20 protein-coding genes are annotated in these 23,723 nt (G+C 40.4%); 11 read left to right on the top strand and 9 right to left on the bottom strand.

Annotated elements, in window-relative coordinates; translation table 11 throughout:
- The first annotated feature begins 74 nt into the window (after nt 1-74).
- From whiG to LEP1GSC203_RS06435, 6 genes are read left to right on the top strand one after another with little or no spacing between them, the layout of a single operon-like run.
- Nucleotides 75-875 carry an RNA polymerase sigma factor WhiG gene (gene whiG, locus LEP1GSC203_RS06460; protein WP_039937376.1) on the top strand — a complete coding sequence of 267 codons (801 nt, stop codon included), beginning with the start codon at nt 75-77 and terminating at the stop codon, nt 873-875.
- 6 nt (nt 876-881) lie between these two features.
- The gene (locus tag LEP1GSC203_RS06455; RefSeq protein ID WP_002973037.1) at nt 882-2,873 is read left to right on the top strand and encodes a FapA family protein; all 1,992 of its coding nucleotides are present in this window, start codon (nt 882-884) and stop codon (nt 2,871-2,873) included.
- 12 nt (nt 2,874-2,885) lie between these two features.
- Nucleotides 2,886-3,176: a hypothetical protein gene (locus LEP1GSC203_RS06450; RefSeq protein WP_002973164.1), complete on the top strand. Its 291-nt coding sequence runs from the start codon at nt 2,886-2,888 to the stop codon at nt 3,174-3,176.
- Nucleotides 3,177-3,223: 47 nt separating this feature from the next.
- A complete protein-coding gene (locus LEP1GSC203_RS06445) occupies nt 3,224-4,096 on the top strand; it encodes a hypothetical protein (RefSeq protein ID WP_002973044.1) in 873 nt (290 codons plus the stop codon).
- 12 nt (nt 4,097-4,108) lie between these two features.
- The gene (locus tag LEP1GSC203_RS06440) at nt 4,109-4,393 is read left to right on the top strand and encodes a DUF370 domain-containing protein (RefSeq protein ID WP_002973197.1); all 285 of its coding nucleotides are present in this window, start codon (nt 4,109-4,111) and stop codon (nt 4,391-4,393) included.
- On the top strand, nt 4,390-4,953 hold the full coding sequence (locus LEP1GSC203_RS06435; RefSeq protein ID WP_002973143.1) for a guanylate kinase: 564 nt from the start codon (nt 4,390-4,392) through the stop codon (nt 4,951-4,953). Before LEP1GSC203_RS06440 ends, LEP1GSC203_RS06435 begins: the two co-directional genes overlap by 4 nt.
- Before the next feature lie 12 nt (nt 4,954-4,965).
- Here the strand turns inward: LEP1GSC203_RS06435 and LEP1GSC203_RS06430 are convergent, their stop codons facing one another.
- Both LEP1GSC203_RS06430 and LEP1GSC203_RS06425 read right to left on the bottom strand, forming a co-directional pair.
- Nucleotides 4,966-5,616: a periplasmic-type flagellar collar protein FlbB gene (locus tag LEP1GSC203_RS06430; protein ID WP_002973060.1), complete on the bottom strand. Its 651-nt coding sequence runs from the start codon at nt 5,614-5,616 to the stop codon at nt 4,966-4,968.
- On the bottom strand, nt 5,616-6,215 hold the full coding sequence (locus tag LEP1GSC203_RS06425) for a flagellar export protein FliJ (protein WP_002973189.1): 600 nt from the start codon (nt 6,213-6,215) through the stop codon (nt 5,616-5,618). The genes LEP1GSC203_RS06430 and LEP1GSC203_RS06425 overlap by 1 nt, the downstream gene beginning before the upstream one ends.
- Nucleotides 6,216-6,297: 82 nt before the next feature.
- Between LEP1GSC203_RS06425 and LEP1GSC203_RS06420 the strand changes: the two genes are divergently transcribed.
- A complete protein-coding gene (locus LEP1GSC203_RS06420; RefSeq protein WP_002973062.1) occupies nt 6,298-9,444 on the top strand; it encodes a SpoIIE family protein phosphatase in 3,147 nt (1,048 codons plus the stop codon).
- Here LEP1GSC203_RS06420 and LEP1GSC203_RS06415 read toward each other — a convergent pair.
- The 5 genes from LEP1GSC203_RS06415 to murA all read right to left on the bottom strand — a co-directional run bounded on the left by LEP1GSC203_RS06415 (nt 9,441) and on the right by murA (nt 14,396).
- A complete protein-coding gene (locus LEP1GSC203_RS06415) occupies nt 9,441-10,805 on the bottom strand; it encodes a FliI/YscN family ATPase (RefSeq protein WP_002973123.1) in 1,365 nt (454 codons plus the stop codon). The two genes, LEP1GSC203_RS06420 and LEP1GSC203_RS06415, sit on opposite strands and share 4 nt — an antisense overlap.
- Before the next feature lie 201 nt (nt 10,806-11,006).
- Nucleotides 11,007-11,786, bottom strand: a complete 780-nt coding sequence (locus LEP1GSC203_RS06410; RefSeq protein ID WP_002973013.1) for a hypothetical protein — start codon at nt 11,784-11,786, stop codon at nt 11,007-11,009.
- Nucleotides 11,787-11,923: 137 nt separating this feature from the next.
- Nucleotides 11,924-12,238, bottom strand: coding sequence for an LIC10235 family protein (locus tag LEP1GSC203_RS06405; protein ID WP_002973161.1), 315 nt, complete (start codon nt 12,236-12,238; stop codon nt 11,924-11,926).
- 178 nt (nt 12,239-12,416) lie between these two features.
- A complete protein-coding gene (locus tag LEP1GSC203_RS06400) occupies nt 12,417-13,091 on the bottom strand; it encodes a 4Fe-4S dicluster domain-containing protein (protein WP_002973097.1) in 675 nt (224 codons plus the stop codon).
- Nucleotides 13,092-14,396: a UDP-N-acetylglucosamine 1-carboxyvinyltransferase gene (gene murA / locus LEP1GSC203_RS06395; protein ID WP_002973023.1), complete on the bottom strand. Its 1,305-nt coding sequence runs from the start codon at nt 14,394-14,396 to the stop codon at nt 13,092-13,094.
- 44 nt (nt 14,397-14,440) lie between these two features.
- Here murA and LEP1GSC203_RS06390 point away from each other — a divergent pair, with 44 nt between their 5' ends.
- Nucleotides 14,441-15,586: a hypothetical protein gene (locus tag LEP1GSC203_RS06390; protein WP_002973031.1), complete on the top strand. Its 1,146-nt coding sequence runs from the start codon at nt 14,441-14,443 to the stop codon at nt 15,584-15,586.
- A 6-nt stretch (nt 15,587-15,592) separates the two neighbouring features.
- Here LEP1GSC203_RS06390 and LEP1GSC203_RS06385 read toward each other — a convergent pair whose 3' ends face one another.
- Nucleotides 15,593-17,359, bottom strand: a complete 1,767-nt coding sequence (locus tag LEP1GSC203_RS06385; RefSeq protein ID WP_002973178.1) for a glycoside hydrolase family 3 protein — start codon at nt 17,357-17,359, stop codon at nt 15,593-15,595.
- A gap of 90 nt (nt 17,360-17,449) precedes the next feature.
- On the opposite strand from LEP1GSC203_RS06385, the gene LEP1GSC203_RS06380 reads away from it, so the two are divergent.
- Nucleotides 17,450-18,622 carry a DUF3095 domain-containing protein gene (locus LEP1GSC203_RS06380; protein WP_002973038.1) on the top strand — a complete coding sequence of 391 codons (1,173 nt, stop codon included), beginning with the start codon at nt 17,450-17,452 and terminating at the stop codon, nt 18,620-18,622.
- A 7-nt stretch (nt 18,623-18,629) separates the two neighbouring features.
- On the opposite strand, the gene LEP1GSC203_RS06375 is transcribed toward LEP1GSC203_RS06380, so the two are convergent.
- On the bottom strand, nt 18,630-21,392 hold the full coding sequence (locus tag LEP1GSC203_RS06375; protein ID WP_002973187.1) for a hypothetical protein: 2,763 nt from the start codon (nt 21,390-21,392) through the stop codon (nt 18,630-18,632).
- 302 nt (nt 21,393-21,694) lie between these two features.
- Here LEP1GSC203_RS06375 and LEP1GSC203_RS06370 point away from each other — a divergent pair, with 302 nt between their 5' ends.
- Together LEP1GSC203_RS06370 and LEP1GSC203_RS06365 are read left to right on the top strand one after the other, a co-directional pair.
- On the top strand, nt 21,695-22,399 hold the full coding sequence (locus tag LEP1GSC203_RS06370) for an OmpA family protein (RefSeq protein WP_002973051.1): 705 nt from the start codon (nt 21,695-21,697) through the stop codon (nt 22,397-22,399).
- Nucleotide 22,400: 1 nt separating this feature from the next.
- Nucleotides 22,401-23,618, top strand: a complete 1,218-nt coding sequence (locus LEP1GSC203_RS06365; protein WP_198008565.1) for a hypothetical protein — start codon at nt 22,401-22,403, stop codon at nt 23,616-23,618.
- Nucleotides 23,619-23,723: the final 105 nt, after the last annotated feature.

The following is a 23,723-nucleotide window of genomic DNA, read 5'->3' as shown; positions in this document are numbered from 1 at the left end:
AAAAATCCTCTTGTAATTTCCTCTTCTTTACGATTTTTTCTATAAAGTAAAGAGATTCCGTACTTCGGTTCCCTATGTCAAGATTGCTAGACAAATACAATCAGTTTGATGAGACAGATCTTTGGAAACAATACCGCGTCACAAAGGATGCGGAAATCCGAAGTTACCTTGTTGAAAAATATTCACCTCTCGTCAAACACGTGGCTGGGCGGATTGCGATTGGTATGCCTCAAAATGTCGAATTTGAAGACCTCGTCAGTTATGGCGTTTTTGGTCTGTTAGATGCGATTGAAAAATTCGACCCTTCTCGCGAAATTAAATTCAAAACTTATGCTATGACCCGGATTCGTGGGTCCATTTTTGACGAACTTAGAAGTGTGGACTGGATCCCTCGTTCGATTCGCCAAAAAGCAAAACAGTTGGAAAATATCATTGCCATGCTTGAGAACAAGGAAGGCAAAAAAGTGGATGATGAAGAGATCGCAAAAGAACTCGGAGTCTCCATGGAAGAATACAACTCGCTCCTTGCAAAACTTTCCGGAACCTCTCTTGTCTCTTTAAATGATATTTGGTTTCTCGGTGATGAGAACGATGAAGTTTCCTTTATGGAAACTCTAGAATCTCCGATGAATATGAACCCAGACAATATCATCGAAAAAGAAGAAATCAAAAATGTAATTGTAGAAGCCATCCAGTCTTTACCTGAAAAGGAAAAGAAAGTCATCGTACTCTATTATTATGAAGACCTCACCTTAAAAGAAATTGGTGAAGTTTTGGAAGTTACAGAATCTAGAATATCGCAACTTCACACAAAAGCTGTCGCAAGACTTCGCAGTAAACTCTCTAAAGTAAAATCCGCGATCCAAAAAAGGTAAACTGATATGTCTCTCACTGAATTTCTTACAGAGGAACTGAAAGAGTTCGACCGTAAGGAAAAAGAACAAGTGGAAGTCATTGCCGATACCATTGAAGAATGTTTGGCAATTGCATCCCAGCACCTAGGTCGCAAAGTCCATGAAATAGATTATACAGTTCTAAAAAGAGGAAAGAAGTCTTTATTCTTTTCTGAACCCTACCATATTCGCGCCTCTATCATTCCTGACGATATGCTTCTCGATGAACTCAGTCTTTTGGATGAGCACCTAACGGGCGGTAGCGGAAAATTAGTTTCCAAAGATTTAAAAGAACTTGTCACTCCTAAAAATAAAGATGGCCGAGTGACTGTTAAAATTTACCGCACAGGTGTTTTCGTTACTGTTTATCCACCAAGTGGAGAAGGCCTTGCAATGACTATTGCGGATGTTTCTAAAAAACTTTCGTTTCGTGGTGTAGCCGGTGTTGATCAAAATCTAATCAATAAAATCCTTAAAGAAAAAAAAGGGGAACCGGTTCTCATTTCGAACCAGAAACCAAAAGCAGGAAATGATTCTAGCTGCAACGTAGAAATTGCACAAGAGAACATGAGAGCCTTTGTCACTGTCTATCCGGCAAGACCCGGTGGGCGAGATTTAGAAGTTTCTGATATTGTGGCAGCTCTTAAAGGTATGGGTGTGGCTCACGGTTTAAAAGAAGAAGAAATCAGAAAAAGTTTAGAAGAAGACATTCATAATAAACCATTCATCGGGGCGGAAGGTGATTTCCCTGTGAATGGTAAAAATGCGGAAATCAAATACTATGTTCGCACGGAAAAGAAAATTAACTTCAAGGAAGACCAGTCGGGTCGAGTCGATTACAAAGACTTAGATATGATTGAAAACGTTGTTGTGGGACAATTGTTAGCTGAAAAAATTCCTGCAGAAAAAGGAAAGTTTGGACGCAATTTATTTGGTATGGTGCTTCCGGCCAAAGATGGTTTAGATACAGAACTCAAACAAGGAAAAGGAACCATCCTTTCTGAAGACAAAATGCGTCTTACTGCTGAAGTCAACGGACAGGTGTTATATGCTGCAGGAAGACTCTCTGTCGAAACAGTTTACCGCATCAATGGAGATGTGGGAGTTCGTACAGGTAATGTTACTTTCTTAGGTTCAATCATTATCACAGGAAACGTAGAGGACAATTATTCTGTCAAAGCTGCGGGTAACATTGAAATTTATGGAACTGTACAAAAGGCAGTCGTCGAAGCGGATGGAGACATCATTGTCCGCCAAGGGGTAACAGGAAGGGAAGAGGCACGAATAGAATCCACAGGTGGAAACATCGTTGCTAAGTTCATCCAAAACGCCACTTGCATTACAGAAAAAGACATCATTGTCCAAGAAGGAATTTTACATTCCCATTTAATGGCTGGAGGCAAAGTTTCTTGTAAAGGGAAACGGGGACAAATTGTGGGGGGAACGATCCAAGCAGCCCAACTCATTTCTGCCAAAATCATTGGTTCTCAAGCGAACCCCCAAACCGACCTCATCGTGGGAAACAATCCTAAAATCTTAAAACAGATTCAGGAATATGAAGAGAAGAGAAAGGAAAACCAGGACAAACTGGACCAACTCACAAAAACCATGCGCACCCTCAAAGCGAGAAAGGATGCCGATCCTGCGAGTTTTACAGCCGAACAGGACGCTCATTTGCAGAAATTGGACGCAGGTACTAAGAAACTCGAAAAACGCATTGCTGAGGCTGGAAAAGACATCCAGACACTTACCGAATACATGGACGAACAAGCTGCCACAGGCCGTATTTCAGTCGAGAAGACCATTTTCCCGGGTGTTACGATCCGTATCCGCAATGCAGAGTTCAAACTCCGCCACGAGACCAAAGCAAAGACTTTTTACGAAGAAGAATCCCAAGTTCGCAGTGCTCCTTACGAAGATCCGGACGAACAGAAAAATGACTGGAGAAAAAAGAGAGGGCGTGGTAAGTCTAAGAATTAGGAGGGACTTCCGATGATTCTAAACGAAAACTTCGCAAGTATCGCCCACCACTACGATTTTGCACGTAGGGCACAGGCAGAGAATCCCTTCACCCACCAAAACCAGGTGGTGGAATTGCAAAAGGTTGTGATCCAGACCCAAAACCGAGCCCAAACAGTTCCTGAGTCAAAATCAGGGAACCAAAGTTCGGCGGCGAAACCGAAACAAGACAAAGAAAATTCGGTTTATGCTTATTCCAAAGAAGGAGTCATTTATGACCGTCCTAGTTTGGAAAGAGGATTTCGTTTTGATTTAAAAGCATAATGCACTCACTCCGGAATGTTGTTGGAAATGTTCTGTAGGAGATTGGCATGGAACTCTTTTCCCTTGTTCTAATTAATTTATTATTTTGTGGGATGATGTATGTATTCATCTCAGCTAAAGTCCAAAAAGCTGTCGGGGAATATTACGACAAAAAATTAAATCGTGCCATTGATATGGCCACTTCGGAAACCATACGAGAGTTAGATGCCACTGTTGCTGTCATCGAATCGAAAATGGTGGCTCTTCGATCTATGATGGAACGAGGAGAGGGCCTTGTCAAAGAATTTAAACATTATCAAAATTCCGGTCTTTCTATGAAATCGGAGTTAGTTCCTGAGTCGATTCTAGAAGAAGAACCAGTTCTCGATTTAAAAGAACAAAGAACAGGGATTGGGAAAATTTACCAAGCCAATCAAATTCCAGTTCCAACAGATGCTGAAACCACAGAAGGTGCTGTGAACCAAGCCTTTGGAAAACTAGGAAAAGCGGTGAAAGGAATTTTTGGAATGGAGTCTATGAATTCTCCTTCCCCAGAGGCACTTGATAATTTAGAATTACAAACTTTCCAACCTAAGATGAATTATACGGTAGGTGGAAATCCTTTTACAGAAGAAAAACCTACAGAAGCCATTCGTAATGAACTTGTGGAAGGATCTAAAAAAAGAGATTTTTTAAACGAAGTATCAAAAGCGAATGATCCTGCCTTTGCTTCCTACCAAAAAATGAGTATGGAGAAAGTGGATCTTTCGATTGAGTCTGCATTAGAAGAACTTCCATCGTCTGCAACAAAGATTGATAAAGTGGTGCATCTCATCAAAAAGGGATACAAACATGATGAAATTTCAGAAGCAATGAACATTGGCATTCATGAAATTCATTTAATTGAAACGATTCGACTTGATCGATCTAGAAGAATCTAAAAATATGTTTCCATGTCTTCGTTTCCGGTACTCAATGTAGGTTTTTCGAACGTAGTCTTTGTTTCGAAAATTTTGACTATCCTCCAAGCAGACTCTGCTGGTGCCAAACGACTTCGTTCTGAGGCCAAATCAGAAAATAGGCTCATTGATGCCACTGGGGGACGAAAGACAAGATCTGTTCTTGTTTTAGATTCAGGACATATCCTTCTCTCTGCAATCCGACCAGAAAGTTTATCCAAACGGTTAGAATCCGGGGACAATCATTTTGCGGAAGGGGAAGAGGAGTCTGAAGATTGAAAGCAAATCCCAATTTGTATATTATTTCTTCTGTAGCTGGTGGTGGAAAGTCTACCATCATCTCTGCTTTACTTGCCGAGTATCCCGATTTCTATTTTTCCATTTCTTGTACAACAAGAGATCCGAGACCAGGGGATATCGAAGGCAAAACCTATTATTTTTTATCCGTTCCTGAATTTAAAAAACGAATTGCCGATGGTGAGTTTTATGAATGGGCGGAAGTGCATGGAAATTTTTATGGAACTCCCAAAGGTCCAATCCTTGCTGCCATTCGGGAACATCGCGTAGCACTTCTCGATTTGGATGTACAAGGTGCCAAGTCTGTGAAAGACCTTAGGCCAGAGTCTGTGACTATTTTTATTGAACCACCGAGTAGAGAAATTTGGATTGAACGTTTGATCCGCCGTGGAACCGATTCCAAAACCAGTATTGAAAGACGGATCGAAAATGGAATCAGAGAATTGGATGAAGCACCAAGCTTTGATTATGTGGTAGTGAACGATCATTTAGATGACGCCATTCGAGACGTCAAAGCCATACTCTTTCGAAAAGAATCTTAAACAAACTGTAAATTACGGCTCGTCGTTATCCTCATCAATACTTTTCCCGTAATTGGGAACGTTCCTTGCTCCTGCATCTAACCATTTATTTGAAATCACAGACCTTCGTTCTGCAGGAAATAAAGTAAGTAGATATGTGGTGATGGTTTGCCTTCCATCTTCTTCGGCATCTCTATCCATTTGTTCAAATACTTCAATGATATCGTAGTCTGGCCAATTGATTAACATATCTCGGGCTGATTCCGGTGGCATGTTGGCCACTTTGTTCGCAAGGACCTTTACTTTTTCTGCACGGGCATTGTCTTTTTTTAACTTGTCCGCCATTTCTTTTTCTTTTCGTTGGATCCCTTCTTTAAGTTCTTCCAAACGTTCTTTATCGGCATGGAGGAAAGAAGATTTTTCTTCTAACTCACGTTTCATTTGTTCTAGTTCTTCACGGTCAGCAATGAGCCTTTCTTTTGCTTTTTCCATCTCCAACTTTTCGAGTTCAGTAGGAGAAAGCAGGTCTTGGTTTACAAGCCCTGCTTGTTTTTTGAGAAAGGGTAGATAGTCCTCTGCGTTGATGACTTGGAAGTAATCAAAAACAAAGAAACCAATTGCGATTAAAAAGAAGATGAGAACGATTAAAAAGAAAGATCTTGTGCTATCGGTTACACTTGCCATTACGATTTCCCTTGTCCTAGATAGTATTTTTCATAAAAATCACGAAGAGTTTTGAAGTCGGATGTGAGTTCGTCACCCCCGTCCTCACGATTCAAAATTTTGAAAGTCCGCGGAATCTTTTTAGATTTTGCCGGACCATAACTTTCTGTCGAATCGAATAATGATTGTTTGCTTAGTTGAAGGTTAAATTCTTCTACTTCTCTCCGTTCCATTCGGTTTCGTTTTTTCTTCCATTCTGCAAATCGTTTGTCTTTTAAAACTTCGATCACCTTTTTATTCATTCGGGCAACCATTACGTCTTTGCGAACCAAATTGACTTCGTCATTTTGGGTTCTAATTCGTTCTTCCAATTCCTCATTGCGTCGCATTAGGCCCTGGATGTATTGTTCGATGGAAAGGTAATCGGAAAGGCTTGTCCCCACTTTTGAGGAAGCAAGGATCGCTTCATAAGAAGATTCAATTTCTTTTTCATTGGAATCTTTTTCTCCAATGAGGGAATTGAGTTTGGAGACAACGAGAGAAAGCCTGCGGATTTCTTCTTCTTCCCGCCAACCTCGTAATTTGAGTACTGTCTCTAAACTAAAACGAAATCGTTTCACACCTGTCTATTTCTTCGGTTCTGAATAATTTTTGTACTCTTTTTTACTCGTATTTTTAAAAAAATGAGTAAAACTTGCAATATTGTCCTATAAACACTTACATTTGATTGGTTTGGCGTTTGTCCTCTTTTGCCTAACGGAACTTCCGTTGTTTGCGACTTCCCCAGCTGAGATCGTGCGAAAAAGTCAGGGAATTCCTGTCCACTTAGAAGGGGAATGGGATTTTTATCCCCATACTTTCCTCTCGGAAACGGGCGAAGTGCCTGAGTCAAAACTCCAACTTTTGGTTCCTGGGATTTGGAATTCAGAACTGGGGACCGGGAATGGGTATGGAACCTACAGGTTGGTTTTGGAAAGACCAGATGGAACTGATCTAGACACAGTGTACGGAATCAAACTTGTTGATTTAGCTACGGCTTCACGAGTGTATTGGAATGGGAAACTCCTTGGATCCTCTGGTGTGGTTTCCAAAAATCCCGAAGAATCAAGTCCTTCTTACCAATTTCAATTTTACCCTCTACCTTGGAAAGACGGACCTAACGAACTTTTGGTGGAAATTTCCAACTACCACCATGACAAGGGTGGGATGTGGGAACCGCCTTATGTAGGTGAGTGGAACAAACTATTTAAAGAAAATGAAAAAGATTTAGCTTCCTCTTTATTTTTAGCAGGAGCTGTCTTTATTATTGCCTTGTATCATTTTGGATTATTTTATTTTAGACGATCCGATAAAGGAAATTTACTCTTTGGTTTTGCGGCACTTCTTTTGTCCCTTCGCACCTTATTTACTGGCGAGAGATTTGTGTTTAATGAATTGTCTCCCTATATCTCTTGGAACTTCTGCTTACGAATTGAATACCTAACGTTTTATTTATCTCCTTATTTATTCTTCGCGTTTTTTCGCGAATTTTATCCAAACTTTTATCCGCGTTGGATGGATAGACTTTTACTTTTCCCAACCTTAATTTTTATCAGTTTTCTTTTGGTTTTACCAACGCCCGTTTATACAAAGTTAAATGGATACTTCCATATTGTTTTTTTATCGGGTATTCTTTTGATTTTGCAAGGGGTGTTACGTGCAGTAGTAAATAGAAAAGAAAGTAGTTTGTTATTTGCGATAGGGATTATTTCTGTAGCGATAGCTGCCTTTATAGATTTACTGAATGCCTACCAGATCGTATATACAGTGGAAGCAATTCCGATTGGAATTTTTGTATTTATTTTAGTACAATCCTTAACCCTCTCCAGACGATTCAGCCGAGCTTTTTCTGATGTGGAATCTCTATCCAAAAGACTTCTTGCCTTAGACAAACTAAAAGATGAGTTTTTAGCAAATACTTCTCACGAATTAAAAACACCTTTAAATGGGATTATTGGTATCGCCGAATCTATGTTTGATGGAATTGGGGGAAAGCTCAACCAAGAACAAAGACAGAATTTAGGAATGATTGTGAGTTCTGGAAAACGTTTGTCTTCCCTTGTAGATGATATTTTGGATTTTTCCAAAATGAAAAATAGAGATTTAGATTTGGATCTCAAGGCCATAGACCTCCACCAAATTTGTGATTTGGTTCTTGTAATCTCAAGACCTCTTTATGTAACCAAAAATCTAACGGTGCGAAATCATGTTCCTATGGATTTTCCTCCGATTTTAGGTGATGAAGCAAGACTCCAACAAATCTTATTTAATCTTATTGGGAATGCGATTAAATTTACAGAGAAGGGTCGCATCGATGTTTCTGCAGAAATTATGGAAAGGATGTTAGTCCTTTCCATAAAGGATACGGGAATCGGAATTCCTCAGGATAAATTTGCAGATATTTTTAGATCTTTTGAACAAGTGGATGCATCCACCACACGTAAGTTTGGTGGAACGGGTCTTGGTCTTGCCATCTCCAAACGATTGGTGGAGTTACATGGCGGAACCATTTGGGTAGAATCTTCAGAAGGAGAAGGTTCTACTTTTCGATTCACTTTACCTTTGGCAAGGGAAGGGGAAATCCCGATGGAAAAACCACCTACCAAAAAAACCGATTTATGGTTTGGTGGTGAGTCTCCCGAATTCGAACCGATTGAAGAAACCACTGAGGAATATGATGGAGAGAAAATCAAAGTCCTTGTTGTTGATGATGAACCCATCAATCGGCAAGTCTTGAAAAACCATCTAACACTCATTGGTTGTGACGTTCATGAGGCATCCAATGGCGGAGATGCCATTCGTATGGTACGGGACGATGGTCCATTTGAGTTAATGCTCCTCGACATTATGATGCCAGGAATGAGTGGGTATGATGTTTGTACTGTGCTACGAGAATCTTATTCTTTATACCAACTTCCTATTTTGTTTTTAACTGCTAAAAATCAAATTACCGATATCATTGCCTCTTTAGAGGCCGGCGGAAATGATTATTTAGCAAAACCTTTCGACAAACGAGAGTTAATCTCCCGTGCCAAGAACTTAATTACTTTAAAAAAGGCAGTAGAGGAACAAAACAAATTCATTGCCTTTCAAAATGAGTTGGGGCTTGCAAGAAAACTCCAAAGTTCTATTCTACCGGAAGAAGCGCCCAATATTGTAGGCATCAAAACAGAGTTTTATTATGAACCAATGGATAGTGTGGGGGGAGACTTCTTTGATTTTCACGCGATTTCGGAAACAGAACTGGGTGTGATGGTTGCCGACGTATCGGGGCATGGGATTCCTGCTGCCCTCATTTCTGCCATGTTAAAGATTGCCTTCTCTACTCAAATTCGTTTGTCTAGAGAACCTGCCCAACTCATGACCCAAATCAACTCCACCTTACTCGGAAAAATGAAAGGTGCTTTTCTCACTGCGTCCTATATATATATAAATTTAGAAACTAAAGAAATGATCCATGCACGTTGTGGTCACCCTCCACTCATTATCAACCGTGTAGGGGAATCCAAATCAAAACTTAGTTTGCCACAAGGGAAACTCATTGGTTGGATCCCAGAGTTGGATATCCAAGAAGATGTAGTATCCCTTCGTTCCGGGGATCGGATTGTGTTGTATACTGACGGGATTACAGAAACGACAAACGCTGAAAAAGAAATGATAGGTCAGGAAAATTGGGAAAATATTGTACAAAGATACAGTGGGTATCCAATTTCTGAATCCAAACGATTGTTACTCGAAAGGATCAAAGAATTTACAGGCAATCGTTCTCCGGATGATGACGTGACTCTAGTGATTCTAGAAATAGATTAGAAATCGTCGTCGTTGCGAGTGGAAGATTGTAAGATTTTAGTGAGTCGGTTTGTGGCATCGTTGTAACTAGACTTTTCTTCAATCCTTTGTCTCAGATAGTCATCAATCTGTGACTTTTTATCAATGGCCATATCTACTTTTTCATCGGCACCACGAACATAGGCATTGAGTAAAATGATATCTTCAGAGTTTTTGTATTTGGAGATCAACTCTCGCACAATCGAGGCACGCATATAGTGGTCTTCGTTTACAATTTTTTGCATGAGCCTAGAAAGGGAGGCTGGAACATCAATGGCAGGATAGTGACTTTGTTCAGCAAGTTTTCTTGTGAGAACTATATGTCCGTCAATAAATCCTCGCACTTTATCTGCTACAATATCATCCATATCATCTTCTGCATCAGTTAACACTGTATAAAATCCGGTTATGGAACCACCGTTATGTGAGGTTCCTGCTCTTTCTACAAGTTTTGCCATTTTGGTAAAGACACTGGAAGCATATCCCTTTGTCACGACTGGTTCCCCAATCGATAGTTCTCTCAGTGCTTCCGCATAACGAGTGAGGGAGTCCATATACAAATTGACTGACATTCCTTTTTCTCGAAAGTATTCTGCTGCAGAACAGGCTAAGTTGGCACAACTCACTTGTTCCATTTTGGATGAGTCAGAGGTGGCTACAAAAACTACTGATTTTGCCAATGCCTCTTTGCCAAGTTCTACATGTAGAAATTCATTTACCTCGCGACCCCTTTCGCCGATCAGAGCCACGACGTTGACATCAGCATTCGTATAACGAGCGATCATTCCGAGTAAACTTGATTTACCCACACCAGATCCAGAAAAAATTCCAATCCTTTGGCCACGTCCCACAGTCAACATTCCATCGATAGCACGTACTCCCGTTTCCAACACATCAGTGATCGGAGGACGATCCAGTGGATTTAAAAACCTTGGTTCGGAAGGTCTTTCTTCTTTGGTGATAAGGATTCCTTTACTATCAATTGGTTTACCAAGACCGTTTAACACACGACCTAAAAGTTCAGGCCCAGCATTGAGAGTGATTTGTCTACCAGAAGAAAATACAAATGCATGAGGGAATATTTGTTGCGTATCGCCTAATGGCATTAAGGTGTATAAATGGTCTTTAAATCCTACAAGGACACAAGCCAGGTATCCTTTATCCGAACCACGTTCCACTTCTAAGATTTCACCTACTTTCGAATCAGGTGGTCCTTGGGAGTAAATGACATTGCCCACAACGGATACAACGACCCCACTTTTGCGAATGGGTTCAATTTTTTCGACGACATTCAGGTATTTGGAAATGGCATCGATATGTTCCGTAAATTTCTTTTCAATCATGGGGGCTTTTCACTCATCCAATCATGTGACATAATTAAATCAAGTCAATTGAAGTCTGGGAAGTGGGTTCGGTTTTCACTTGGTTTCGGCAAGTGTGGAAGGAAAAGGGGAGGAGGACATCTATGTCCGTCCCTTTCCCTAAATCAATCAATTTGGTCGTTTCTTTCCAGTGGAAGGTTAAGCGAAAGAAACCGACCCTGTTTAGCGGCAGAGTTTGATTTTGTCGATATTGGAAATTTGTCGGGGTGCCGGTAGCTTTTTCCCAAGAACCACATTTCCACCTTCGCCTATACTTGCCGATTCATAAGCCCATTTACCGAAGTTTGTCGAAACGGTAAAACAATCGGGAAAGGATTTGGTTTCTTGGATTTCTTTTCCTGACCAAACCAAAATGCGATCGGGAGTTCGAAGATAAAGTTTTGTTCCATCTTCTGCCCAACGAATTCCATACAAAGGAAGGGCCGTCCAAAAATTGATGGGAAAACTTTGGATTTTTTTGTCGGAGAGTTGGATGAGATTCAATTCAAATTCTGAAAATTCTCCTTCCGCAGTGGGACTAGCTGTGACTAGAGCCACCAAGTTACCGTTAGGAGAGGGTGCCATTTGGAAAATAATGCGTTTTTCGGGAGTTGCAGGATAAGAAAATGCGCCGCCGGTTTCGGGATATAAAGAAAGAGTTTGGTTTAAAGTTCCATACTCATCATCCTTTCCATATAACACAAATAAAGTGGAAGAACCTGTGTGGTAAAAAATACCATCGCCAAGTGACCAAGAAGGTAGATCCCATTCCTTTAAGGGCTTTCCACCTGTCGGTCCATTTTTCATTAATTTGATTTTACTCTTATAATTTCGTTTGTCGGTGGTTCCATTCATCGGATTCCATGAATCTTTTTCTTCATACCCAACTGTTAGGATTAAATTGATATTAGGGTCGTTAGTCGGAGAGACTTCCTCAGGCAATTGTGCTTGGCGCCAGATCATTTGAGAACATCCGATTAGGGTTAAGGCTAAAATTGGTAAGAGTGACTTCATGACAAAAAAGATATGCGGTTGGAGTGGTCTGTAAACAAAAAAGGGGACCAAAGTCCCCTCTTAGTTAGAAAAATGCGGAGAAAGGTTTATTTCCCTTTTTTTGCTTTTGCTTTTTCTTTATTTTTTTGGTCAATTTCCGCTCTGTGAGTGTCACAAAGTCTGTAAAGAATTCCAGTAACAGGATTTTTGCGAGTTACTTTAGTTCCACAAACGATGCAAAGACCTTGAGCTCTTCTTCTTTTATAAAGTTGTTGAACTCTCTCAGCGCCGGAAGCTTTGTATTTAGAGATTTGAATTCTGAATCCTTTGAAAAGGTAATTTCCAATGGATTTTTCAGGATCTTTTTTCAAATCCTCTGCAATTTTGTCAATTTGTCCTGGGCCTACTTTTTGTGGTTCCATAGCTTTCTTTTCCTTTAAATCTAAATTTTATCTTTTTTTTGACGAGGGAAATTCCCTTGCTCTAACAAGGGTATCTCTCTTCTCACTCAAAAATTCAAGATATTTTTTTCACCGAATAACAATTTTTTGATGTTTTGCGACGATTTTAGATTCTAAAACGATTGATAGGCGATCGTTATTATTTTTTAAATTTGATTTGAATGGCTTTGGGAAAACTAGGGCATGATTCAACACAAAGCCCACATCCTGTACAAGATGATGATGCAAAAGTTGGCAAATTCCCTTTAAATTTAACAGTTTTTTCGATAGGACAGGTAACGATACAAACATTACAAGTCGATTCCCCTGTTTTTTCGTTAATACAATGTTCTGTGATGGCTTTCGCCTTACCAAAATTTGGTTTTTCACCGGACAGTTCGTACGGTATAAGCGCTTCTTCAGGACAAACACTAATACAAGGCCAATCGGTGCAAAGATGGCATGCCTTTGCATTAGGATCAAAATGTGGATAAGATTTTCCCGATTCTGGAATGGATACAGGGAATAAAACAGCATAAGGACAAGCAAAGATACATTCGTTACATCCAGTACAAAGAGAAAAGAAATCAGGAGAAGCACCAGGGGGAAGAGAAAGAGTTTGGAACATTTTAGTTTTCCGTTTACGGACAACTGTTGGCTTTGAAACCGACTTTTCAATGCTAGATGGTGGTTTTTTTTTGCGAGCGGACTTTGGTTTGGGAGTTTTTTCGTCTTCCCAAACTTCTTTTATGGCTTCCGTTAGTTCATCCGCTTTCGTAAAGGTAAATTGAAAGACAGACTTAAATCCTTCCCGGAAAAGATCCTTTCGTTTCATTTAATCGGAGACTCTTTCGATCTGAGCACCCAACGAACGCAACCGGGTATCAATCGATTCAAAACCTCTATCTATCTGAACAATGTTATGAATTTCGCTTTGGCCTTCGGCACAAAGAGCAGCAATGATCATCGCCATTCCGGCGCGGATATCAGGGCTTGCGACTCGTTGCCCATACAAACGATTGGCACCAATCACAATGGCTCTATGTGGGTCACAGAGAATGATTTGGGCTCCCATCGCTATGATATTGTCTACAAAGAAGAGCCTAGATTCAAAAAGTTTTTCGTGGATGAGAACAGTTCCTTTGCACTGAGTCGCCGTGACAAGAGCGACAGAAGTCATATCTGCAGGAAATCCAGGCCATGGGGCATCATCAATTTTAGGTGTGGCTCCATGGTAATCGGGGATGATTTCCATCTTTTGGTCGGCAGGAACTAAAATTCCAGTTTCAGTGGGTCTCACTTCAATGCCAAGACGTGAATAAACCATACGAATCATACGGATGTCTTCTGGATTGACATCAGTGATATGGATTTCTCCTCCTGTGACGGCAGCAAGACTAATGAAGGATCCAATTTCTAAATAATCGGATCCAATTCTATGTCGGAGTCCACTCGGTGGGGAAGAGAGCGAACTCACACCTGTAATCGTTAGGTGGTTTGTTCCTACTCCTTCGATTTTAGCACCAGCAGCAATTAAAAAACGACAAAGACCTTGGACATGGGGTTCGGACGCAGCATTACGAATGGTGGTAACACCTTCTGCATATACAGCTGCCATAACCGCGTTTTCTGTTGCGGTTACGGAGGCTTCATCCAAAAGGATGTCTTTTCCCACCAAACGGTCCGTAGTGATCATATACCCATCAGGGAATACTTCAATTTTGGCACCGAGTGCTTCTAATGCTAATAAGTGTGTGTCCATCCGACGGCGACCAATTTTGTCACCACCAGGTTTCGGTAGGAATACCCTTCCTGTGCGAGCAAGGATGGGTCCTGCCAGTGTCACGGCCCCTCGGAGTTGGGAACAAAGTTCGTAAGGAAGATCCGATTTCACTGGATTTTTTTTCTGAAAGAGGTATGATCCTTTTGTATCTAGGGCAGTGATTTCCACTCCAATTTGGCGGAGGACTTCCATGAGTTTGAGAACGTCTGCGATTTCTGGAAGGTTTTCTAATATGACGTCTCCTTCCCAAAGAAGGAGGGCTCCGAGAAGCGGGAGCGCTTCATTTTTATTTCCTTGGGGAACCACTGTCCCGTTGAGAGGATTTTTGCCGATAATTTTGAAGTAGGAAGAACTCACCTTGCTTCCATTCGACACAATACGGATATGAGGAAAAGTAAATTATGAATTTTATAGCACAAGTCGTTTGGATTTTTCCAAAATTTGATATTATCTACCTGTTTTACATCTTTCTTATGGGAGTTGCCGCCTTTATTTACGTGAAGGTGATGAATTATTTACAAAATAAACAAGCTAGTGTCGTAAACCACTGGGTTGAGTTTCAAAGATATGCGATCGCAAGAAAATGTAACCAGGTTGAGCTGAATATTCTCCATGCGTTTTATGACCACCTGAGTGAAGAGGAACGCGAAATTTATCTTTTGCCTGAAAATCGAAACAAATTAAAAAATGCACTCTATCGATACTTTCTAAAATCTAATGCCAATACGACGGAAAAGGAAGTGGATCTTTTTGATAAACTCTTTCGTTCTGGGGTAGAATTCAAAAAAGAAATCCTTTCCTTAAACGATCTGACAGTCGGCGAAGTTGCGGCATTGGAAGCCGATGGACGTGAAGAACTTACCTATGTGATGCAAAAAACAACCGATGAACTCCTTCTTTCTATCAAAGGTCTTTCTAAGGATTTATTAGTTCCAGGTAAGGAAGCAAAATTATATGTATTTCGACCCAGTAGCGGCGGTTATCTTCTCGAAGGTAAAGTGATTCGAACCAACGAAAGTGGAGCCATTTTTCATTTTAACGGAAGGATAGAAAGAAAAGGGGAATCTCATTTGATGTTAACGGATAAAATATCCATCACTGTTTCTCCTTGGCCTCCACCTGATGAAAAAAAACAAGTATTGGAGTTGGATAAAAATAAACTATTACTTACAGAAGAAAATATTGATAAACAATTAGAAGTTTTAAAAAGAATTGCAAAGGATCAAAAAGAAAATAACGAAAAACGATTTGAAATGAAAGATACGCCAACGTCCTTTATTACTCTTTCGGAAAAGTTGTCGGACCGAGGAATTGTGTTTACGTTCCCTGCAGGGATTTCGCAAGAAATTTGGAAACAACAAGACTTGTGGGAAGTCAGTTTTAGTTTTGAACACGGTCCCATGTTTCAAATCCGAGCCAAAATGATGCCCACCAAACAAAAGTCAGATTTGTATTTACTTCGTTATGTTGATGCGGATGAAACAGTGCGGAAAACTTTATATGAAGAAATCCGCAAACGTGGTGGTATCAGAGAAGCATTGGCTTAAAACAAATTACAATCTTTCAGGGAAGGCACCTTTCGAAGGTGTCTTTGATCCTTTTGGTAATAAAATCAAATCTACTTTCGGGATTTCTTTGCTTGAGGTGAGTTTCTCACCTAACGCTTCCCAAGATCCTTGGGTCAAAGAAAAAGATAGTAAATACTGTAAGTTAGGAAGTTCGGGAAGTTTGATAAACGGAGTTCCTCCATGCAAAATGATAAATCGTTTTGTAGGATTTTTTTTCGCGAGTGTAGCAACGGAAAGCACTTCGGTTTCCGAAGTGGAATCAAAAAGATAAGTGGTGAAGGTTTTGTTTTTTACCTGCGTTTGGAAGGATTTAAAAGGAACGGAATCGATTTTTTTTGTTTTGAGAGTCTCTTTCAAACGATTGTTTTTTATAAACGAAATTGTTTCTGTTGGTAAGATGTTTGAGGTCAAAACTGATTTTGGGTAAGAACGAATCGAGTCTTCGTTGATTTCCTTCACAAAGTTTTTAGACTGACTGAGTTTTGTATATCTTTGGTTTCTTTCTAAATTCCAATTGGTTAAGAATTCTTTTTGTTTTAGGTTTTCTTCGTAAACTTTTGGCAGGATAGAGTTTTCATCATAGAGGCCTAGTTCTAGTTTTTTACGGATTTGTTTTTGGACAGCCTCTTTTAATTTGTCATGTTCTTTACCGTCTTTGTCTACATAACGAAATTCCCCGTTTTGGTAAGCATCACTCAGTTGGGCTTTGAACTTTCGAGCTGTTTCTCCCCAACTAGTAAGAAGTACAATATTGGCACCAGCAAGTAAGGTCAAAACTCCCGGTCTGTCCTTTTCATAATTTTTGGAGATGGCATGCATTTCCATCGCATCGGTGATGATGATTCCATCAAAATTTAAATTTTTTCGTAAAACATCGGTTAGTATGGTTTTAGAAAGTGTGGCTGGGAACTGTGGATCAATTTTGGGATACATAATATGAGCGGACATCACTGCCTCAGCTCCTCCAGCAATGGATCTTTTAAAAGGAACCAGTTCCAATTGTTCTAACTCTTCTAAACTTTTGTTGATGATAGGAAGGCCTAAATGGCTATCCACTGTGGTATCCCCATGACCAGGAAAGTGTTTGATGACGGGAAGACATCCTCCGGCCCGAGCTCCTCTTTCATAAGCCACCGCAACATCCGATACTCGTTTGGAATCAGAACCAAACGAACGTGTGTTGATCACTGGATTGAGAGGGTTGTTGTTGATATCAAGAACGGGAGCAAATAAAAAATTGAGACCAAGGCTACGGAGTTCATAAGATGTAACAAAGCCAACTGTTTCTCCCCATTCGGTATTTCCTGTTTGGCCAACAGCCATGGCACCAGGATATGGTGTGATTCCATCTTGGACTCGGAACACTCGTCCACCTTCTTGGTCTGTGGATATGAGAAAGGGAGAAAGCCCTTTGTCTTTAGCAGCTGATTGTAATCCATTTGTGAGAGAGAGGATTTCTTCCTTTTTACCTAAGTTCTTTCCGAAGAGAATGATTCCTCCCGGCTTCGTTGCCGCAATTTCTTCTAAAGCAATCGCATCTACTGTTTTTTGGGGAATAGCTATGTGTATGGTTTGGCCTACTAGTTCCGATTCCGTCATGGAATTGGTGATGGCCCAAGCTTTTTCCTCTAACCAAACCTTTCGTTCGTTGGCGGCAAGTTCGTTTAAATAAAATCCAAAACAATAGGAAGAGCCAAAAAATCCGAAAAGGAGGAAAAGGGAAAAGGATGTGCGAAGAAGAACTTTGTTCATAAGGTATGATAGTACGATTTACGGACGGCTTTTCCGAGACAACCAAGAAAAATATCTACTTTGTATCTGAAATCCATCGTCTGAGTTTCTGTGGATGATTTTTATAAAAACCTAAAGCCAAGTCCCGACTTCAAAAATTTGTTTGATGGCAATATGCCCACAAAGGTACCTGATGATTGGTTCATTCTCATTACCGATATTGTTGGGTCCACTAAGGCCATTGAAGAAGGTCGTTATAAAGATGTAAACACAGCCGGAGGACTTACTGCCATTGCTGTTGCCAATGTTTATGGGCATATGGACTTTCCCTTTGTATTTGGTGGGGACGGAGTTACTTTTTTATTACCTATCAATTTATTATTCCCCATTCGTTCTGCGATTGCTGATACCATCTCCCAAGTGCGGTCTGCCTTTGGTTTGGAAATGAGGGCAGGGATTGTGCCGGTGCAAGAGTTGTATCGTGCAGGAGCCGAATTATTTTTAAGTAAATTTCGTGCGTCTGACCACTATGTCCAATGTTCTTTGTTTGGTGATGCCTTACCCTTGGCAGAAACTTGGATCAAAGAAGGAAAAGACGAATCATACCTAGTTCGCGAAAATGAAAAGATACTGCCCGCCGATTTTACTGGTTTTACCTGCCGGTGGAAAGATGTTCCGAGCGAACGAGGCGAAATTGTTTCTCTTATAGTCAAACCCATCCACAAAGATTTTGAAGTTTGTAAAAAAACAGTCACTCGTGTTCTTAATTTCATTCGTTCTGAATATGGCGAGGAAGGGGACTATCATCCATTGCGAGTGAATCAGATTGAACTTGATTCGGGCCCTTACTTACGAAACGAAGCGAAAGCCCGAGTGGGTAAGGCCAGTGGATTTAAGTTTTATCTAACACTCACTCAAATTTGGATCGAAAGAACAGTGATGGCCATTGCGATGCGGTTTGGAATTCCTCTTCGATCAGGACATTATTCGTTGAACCAATTGAAAGATTACCAAGTGCTTTCGGCTGACTTTCGTAAGTATGACGGAACTTTAAAAATGGTCATTGATGGATCTCCTAAGCATAGGGAAGCTCTTGTTGAGTTTTTGGAAAATTTAGAAAAAGAAGGCCTTCTTTGTTATGGAATTTATGTATCCAACAGGTCTCTGATGACCTGTGTTCTGAAAGTCGCCTCGTCTGAGGAAGTTCACTTTGTGGATGGAGCGGACGGCGGTTTTGCTATGGCCGCCAAGTCATTGAAAGAAAAGTTAAAGGTATTGCACTAATGTTTTGTTATTGTTCTACGCAGATCAGTTTTTTCTGTAAATCACATCTTCTCTCTGCGCTCGAAACGGAACCTGCACCATTTCGTACCCAAATTTCTCCATAGAAATAGGTTGCTGCATTTGTTGTACAAGTTTCATAGTTGAAGCCATGACAGTTGTGGCGATACACTAGAGTTCCATCGTTACAAGCAGTAGAATTTGGAGTGCTTGTCTGTGTCGCTGGAGTAAGCGTGTTGGTCATTCCTGTCCAAAATTCATCGGCTGAAGTCGTTGAAAAATCGCGGGACATAGACGTTGGGTTAAATAGTGCAGAACCGTCGGTAATAAAGAGTCTAGTATGTTCATCACTACAGACAGAATATCCCGATCCCGTGCATCGGAAGTAATAGTAGCTAGGTGAAAGAACCCAGTTGATTCCACCTGGGACTCTATGATTGGCAATGGAAGCATCGCCAACACTATTGCTGACAATTAAAGCTTTGTAGGTTCCAGAAACTCCGGTCGGTTTGTTGTTATTGCAAGTAAGGTCAGCGCCAAAAACTCCATCGGTTCCCATTTCTCCCTTATATGAGTTGGATGTTGCAAATATTTTCTTTCCTGTTGGCTCATCGTCTTCATTAGTAATCGAATGGTCAGAAGGATTAGTTGCATTTTGGTAATTCGTATCTGTATTGGCAACCATAGCAAATCGAATGTCAAATGTCTGGTTCCCATCGGCAAATGTATCATTAAGACCACTTACCGTGAATGATTGTTTGTTTGCGGAGTTGGCACAACCTGCATCTGAAGCATTCATAGTTTCTACTTCGCTGTTCACTGGAAATGTAATAGGTGATGTTGTGATGGTTCCACACTCTCCAAACGCTGCTTCTCCAGACGTATATGTTTTGCAACTTATATTCAATACAACTGGTTGCGTTGGGTTATTACCTCCCAAACAAACGTGGACTGTTGCTACATTTGCTGTTCCTTCTCTGGTAGAACCCGTGTGTGTCACATAGAAAGCTTTTTCATCATCTGTAGTGGCTGCAAAAATATCAATGGCGTCATAGCTTAAACCACCAGTGGAAGTAGCTGTGGTAATCGTCCAATTTTGTGTTAGATCCACTAGAGCATCATCCACATGGGCCAATGCAATTCTGTTTGTCGCTCCTGTTTCCATAGCATTATAATTACTGGAATCGATTGTTACATTGGTAGGTACTGTTCCCTCCGTTGTGTCCGTGGAATTGAGGCCAACGGTTACTTGGGATGCAGGGGATGTTTGTGTGATGAGCCAAATTTGTGTAGCCCCACCTTCCTGTGCACTGAGTCGACCGCCTGTAGTTCCTAAAGGAGAACCAGAATAATTACAAGGTTGGATGAGATGTGTTCCGTCATTATCGCAGGATCGAATCGAAAAATTTGGTTTGTATACGGTGGTGCTATAAGTTGAATCTGAAGAGCTTACAGTAAAGGAAACTGTATAGTCTTGGTTTCCGGAATTCGCAGAATCTGTGGTTCCAATCGCTCTAAAGGTTTGATAAGCATTCCAATTAGTCGTCGTAAATGTCAAAGTTGGGGTTTGGATTGTACATTTAGTGCCACAATTGGATGTGAAATTCAGTGTGACATTGTTAGTTGGTTTGGAGCGTAATCGAATTTGAAAGTTTGCATACTTATCTCCCAATTGATTATTTTCATCAGTGGCAAATCCGGAAATTGTTGGAATGCTTATACTTGCAGAAGAGATGGTAGAACCACCATTAAACTTGAGGACAGTAAATCCTGGAACACTCTGGTCTAAGTTGTAAACCACTACATTCCTTGGTTTGATTCCATTGTATTCAGAATCAGTACTCGTTGTTCTTCCAAGCTCTATTGTATAAGTTTTTAATCCATCCAGTTCCAAATCATCCACGGAAGAAACTGTAACGGTTTGGTCAGTTCCCCAGTTTCCTGTTGTAAAAGTTAAAGTTGTTGGATTCGTAGTTCCTTCCCTGTTGCCGACATTCACTGCATCATAAATATCATTGATGGGAATTGTTACGTTGGCTGTTGGAGCTGTTCTTAGTCTAACTTTAAAAGTCCCATTAGTGGTTGTGGCCGAGGGTCCAGGTTCTTCCATAACCCGAATATTAGAAACTCTTAGACCAGGTGCTTCATCGTCTTCTAAAGATACTGCAATATCGCAAGCATCCTTTCCAGAATAAGTTCCCGATGTGACATTGCCACTTCCATCCTTTTGGATCATAGTACCTAATGCAACGGTCATTGGATCGACAACAGGACTTCTATCCGTATCGTTCACAACTGTAAATCTAAAACACTGTCTTGCTGCTAATCCATTTGCAGTAAAAGTAAGTTTGGTTGGAATTGCCGCAGGCCCAGGAACTGATTGAGTAGAAGTGATCCTTGAACCAAAGTTAGATGTTACCGTGACTGGAATTTCCACAGATCCGCTAAACGGTGAATTGGGATAAATACAAGTTTCGAAACTACTATACCCCCAATCGTTTTCAGTTGGAGCAGGGGTAATTCCAGAGTCCTCTGTCGTACTAAAAGTTGCGGATACATTCCCATCTTCCACAAGTGACACTGCTTTTGTTGTTAGAGTCACATCAGTAGAACAAGCCACAGCTGCTTCGTTTCCAAACAAACGATCAAACCTTTCACTGAACCCAAACAGGAAGGTATCACCCGCGGTGACCTGTCCGCTACAGCTTGGGAACAAAAATAATGAGACAAAGAGGATTAAGAAAGAAGCTCGAATTTGTTGATAATAGTTCATAAATAATTTCAGGCCACCAGTTGTTTGCGCTAGTCCAATTCTTTGTTTTTATCCATTCGGAGCAACGAAAAACCATTATGGATACAATTTTGGACCCATCCTCCAGACAAGAGTTAGTTGGTGATGAATTACTAGGCAATTTGTAGCGATTTTTCAGAGCTTGTTTTAGTGGGTTCTCCTAATCTATATGGCAAGTTTATGTTATCAGAGCAGAACGACATCCTAAATGGTGTTAAATTTAGAGTATAGAATTTATCAATTGATTTCAGCGGTCGTTTTCAAATATAAGGATTGTTGGCTTTATGCGTAAAAGAATAAACTTATCATTCCTAATTCATTCCACCTTCCTTTTGTTATTTGTTATCAATTGTAATAGTATTGTAAAACAAGAATGGAAGGATTCAGTTGCTTTTCAAAAATTTTGCGGATGTGTCACTCCGAAAGAGGAGAAAGCCGGCGACTATTTGGGGAGTTTACCAGAAGGTTCTTTGGATAAACTGGGAACTTCGGAATATTTGGAGAAATTGTATAAAGGACTTCGCAGTGATTTTGAACACTCCGGAACTCCATTTGAAGAAGTCGGTGGAAGTCTTGTGGGAAAAGGGGTCGAACTCAAACGTATTGAAGATGATGAAAAAAGGTTACGAGAACTTTTAATTGTGATCGATGGAGACGTAGCTTTCCCCTCTGGAAAATCAACTCTCACTCCAAAAGCAAAAGAACTCATCGCCAAAGTTGGGGACGCCATGGAAGCATACCCTGAAACCAATTGTCGAATTGGTGGACACACGGATAGTGTGGGTGCATTCTCAATGAACCTTAAGTTAAGTAAGGAACGTTCTCAATCCGTAAAACTTGAATTAAAACTAATTCATAGAATTGTTGAAGAACGTTTTAAGGAAGTGGATGGTTTCGCTGATTTACACAAAATAGTAGATACAATGCTTGCGGAAAAGAAAAACCGTAGAACAGAAGTTTACGTTGGGACGGTTCGCATTGTTTACTAAAATGAAAACCATTCTCTTACAGAAAACCTTTCGTATTACTTTTGTATTTATAATTCTTATTTCTGTTTTTCAATTTTCTTTGTCTGCAGAAGAAACTTCAAAAGAAGTCAAAAGTCCAGAAACTAAACAAGAGGGAACAGATTCTGAAAACAAAACATCTGTTGCTCTGGAAGACCGTGAAGATAATAAAACAAAGATGGATATCTTCAACCAAGTATATGAACATCGATTGATGTTTCGTGGTGGTTGGGGGATTGGAAAATTATCTCCTGCCATTTTGAATGAAACTGGCCCTGCTTGGTTTCAAAATTCACTCTTCCGTCAAATTTCAGAACCAGGTGCACCTCTATCCATTCCTTACAAACCATCCAAAGATTTAGGAGTCAATTCTCAGTTTTGGGACATTCGGTACGGTTATAAAAATAAATTTGAAATTCAATTTGCAGAAGATACCTCACTTGGTGTTTATAGTCGCGACCTTCCTGCCTCCAATAACTTTTTTTCACCTCGAACCGATACTTATTGGGCCAGTACTTTTGAAGGAAACCGATTGTTACGATTTGAAGGTGTAAGCCAACACTTACGTTTTTCTTATACACATCCTTTTTCCAAAATTTTTATGATTGGACCTTCCATCAACTTCCATCGTTATACGGAACGAAACAATATATCATACGGTTCTTATTCCACAAGTCGGCCAGAAGCATCGGTCCCGAATAAAGTGACTTGGTCGATTGGAGGAGATGCCAACGCCGAATATTCTATGAAAGGAATTTTACCGGGTATTTTTGCTAAATTCAAACTTCGGGATTGGTGGGAACTACGTGCCCGTGTGGAATTATTAGATAGAAAAGGAAACTTTTCTGTGTTAGGTTCTCAAATCATCCAGGAAGTTTTTACTGACGGAAGTTCCCAACTCAATGGAGTGGTTCCAGCTTATGGTGGCAAGGTGAGAGATAAGGGAACCATTTTGAATTTAGAATCTTCTTTTCAATACTGTCGGTTTACCTTGGACATTGGTATGATCCGCCAAGATGTAAAAAGAACTTACGAATCTTACTTAGGTGACACAGTGGGTAATGTTCCCAGAAGCGATTATTCCGCAAGAAGTGTTTATATTGGATTTTCAGAAATGTCGGCTTCTATCAAACATACTGTCACTGAGTTTTATATCATGCCAGGAGTTTCTTTTTTCTACGACGCAGATAAAATCTACTAATCCCTTAATTTGCCAGAATCCATTCATGGGCACGCTGGCCCGCCAATGGATGAGTTGGTTTTTGAATCGATTTAAAAATGTTTGATTTTTCATCCAATCCTAACA

Origin of the sequence: Leptospira terpstrae serovar Hualin str. LT 11-33 = ATCC 700639 (assembly GCF_000332495.1) — a bacterium.
GTDB classification, from domain to species: domain Bacteria; phylum Spirochaetota; class Leptospiria; order Leptospirales; family Leptospiraceae; genus Leptospira_A; species Leptospira_A terpstrae.
Note: the sequence above shows the minus strand (reverse complement) of the source record. Positions and strands in the feature narration are given on the sequence as shown.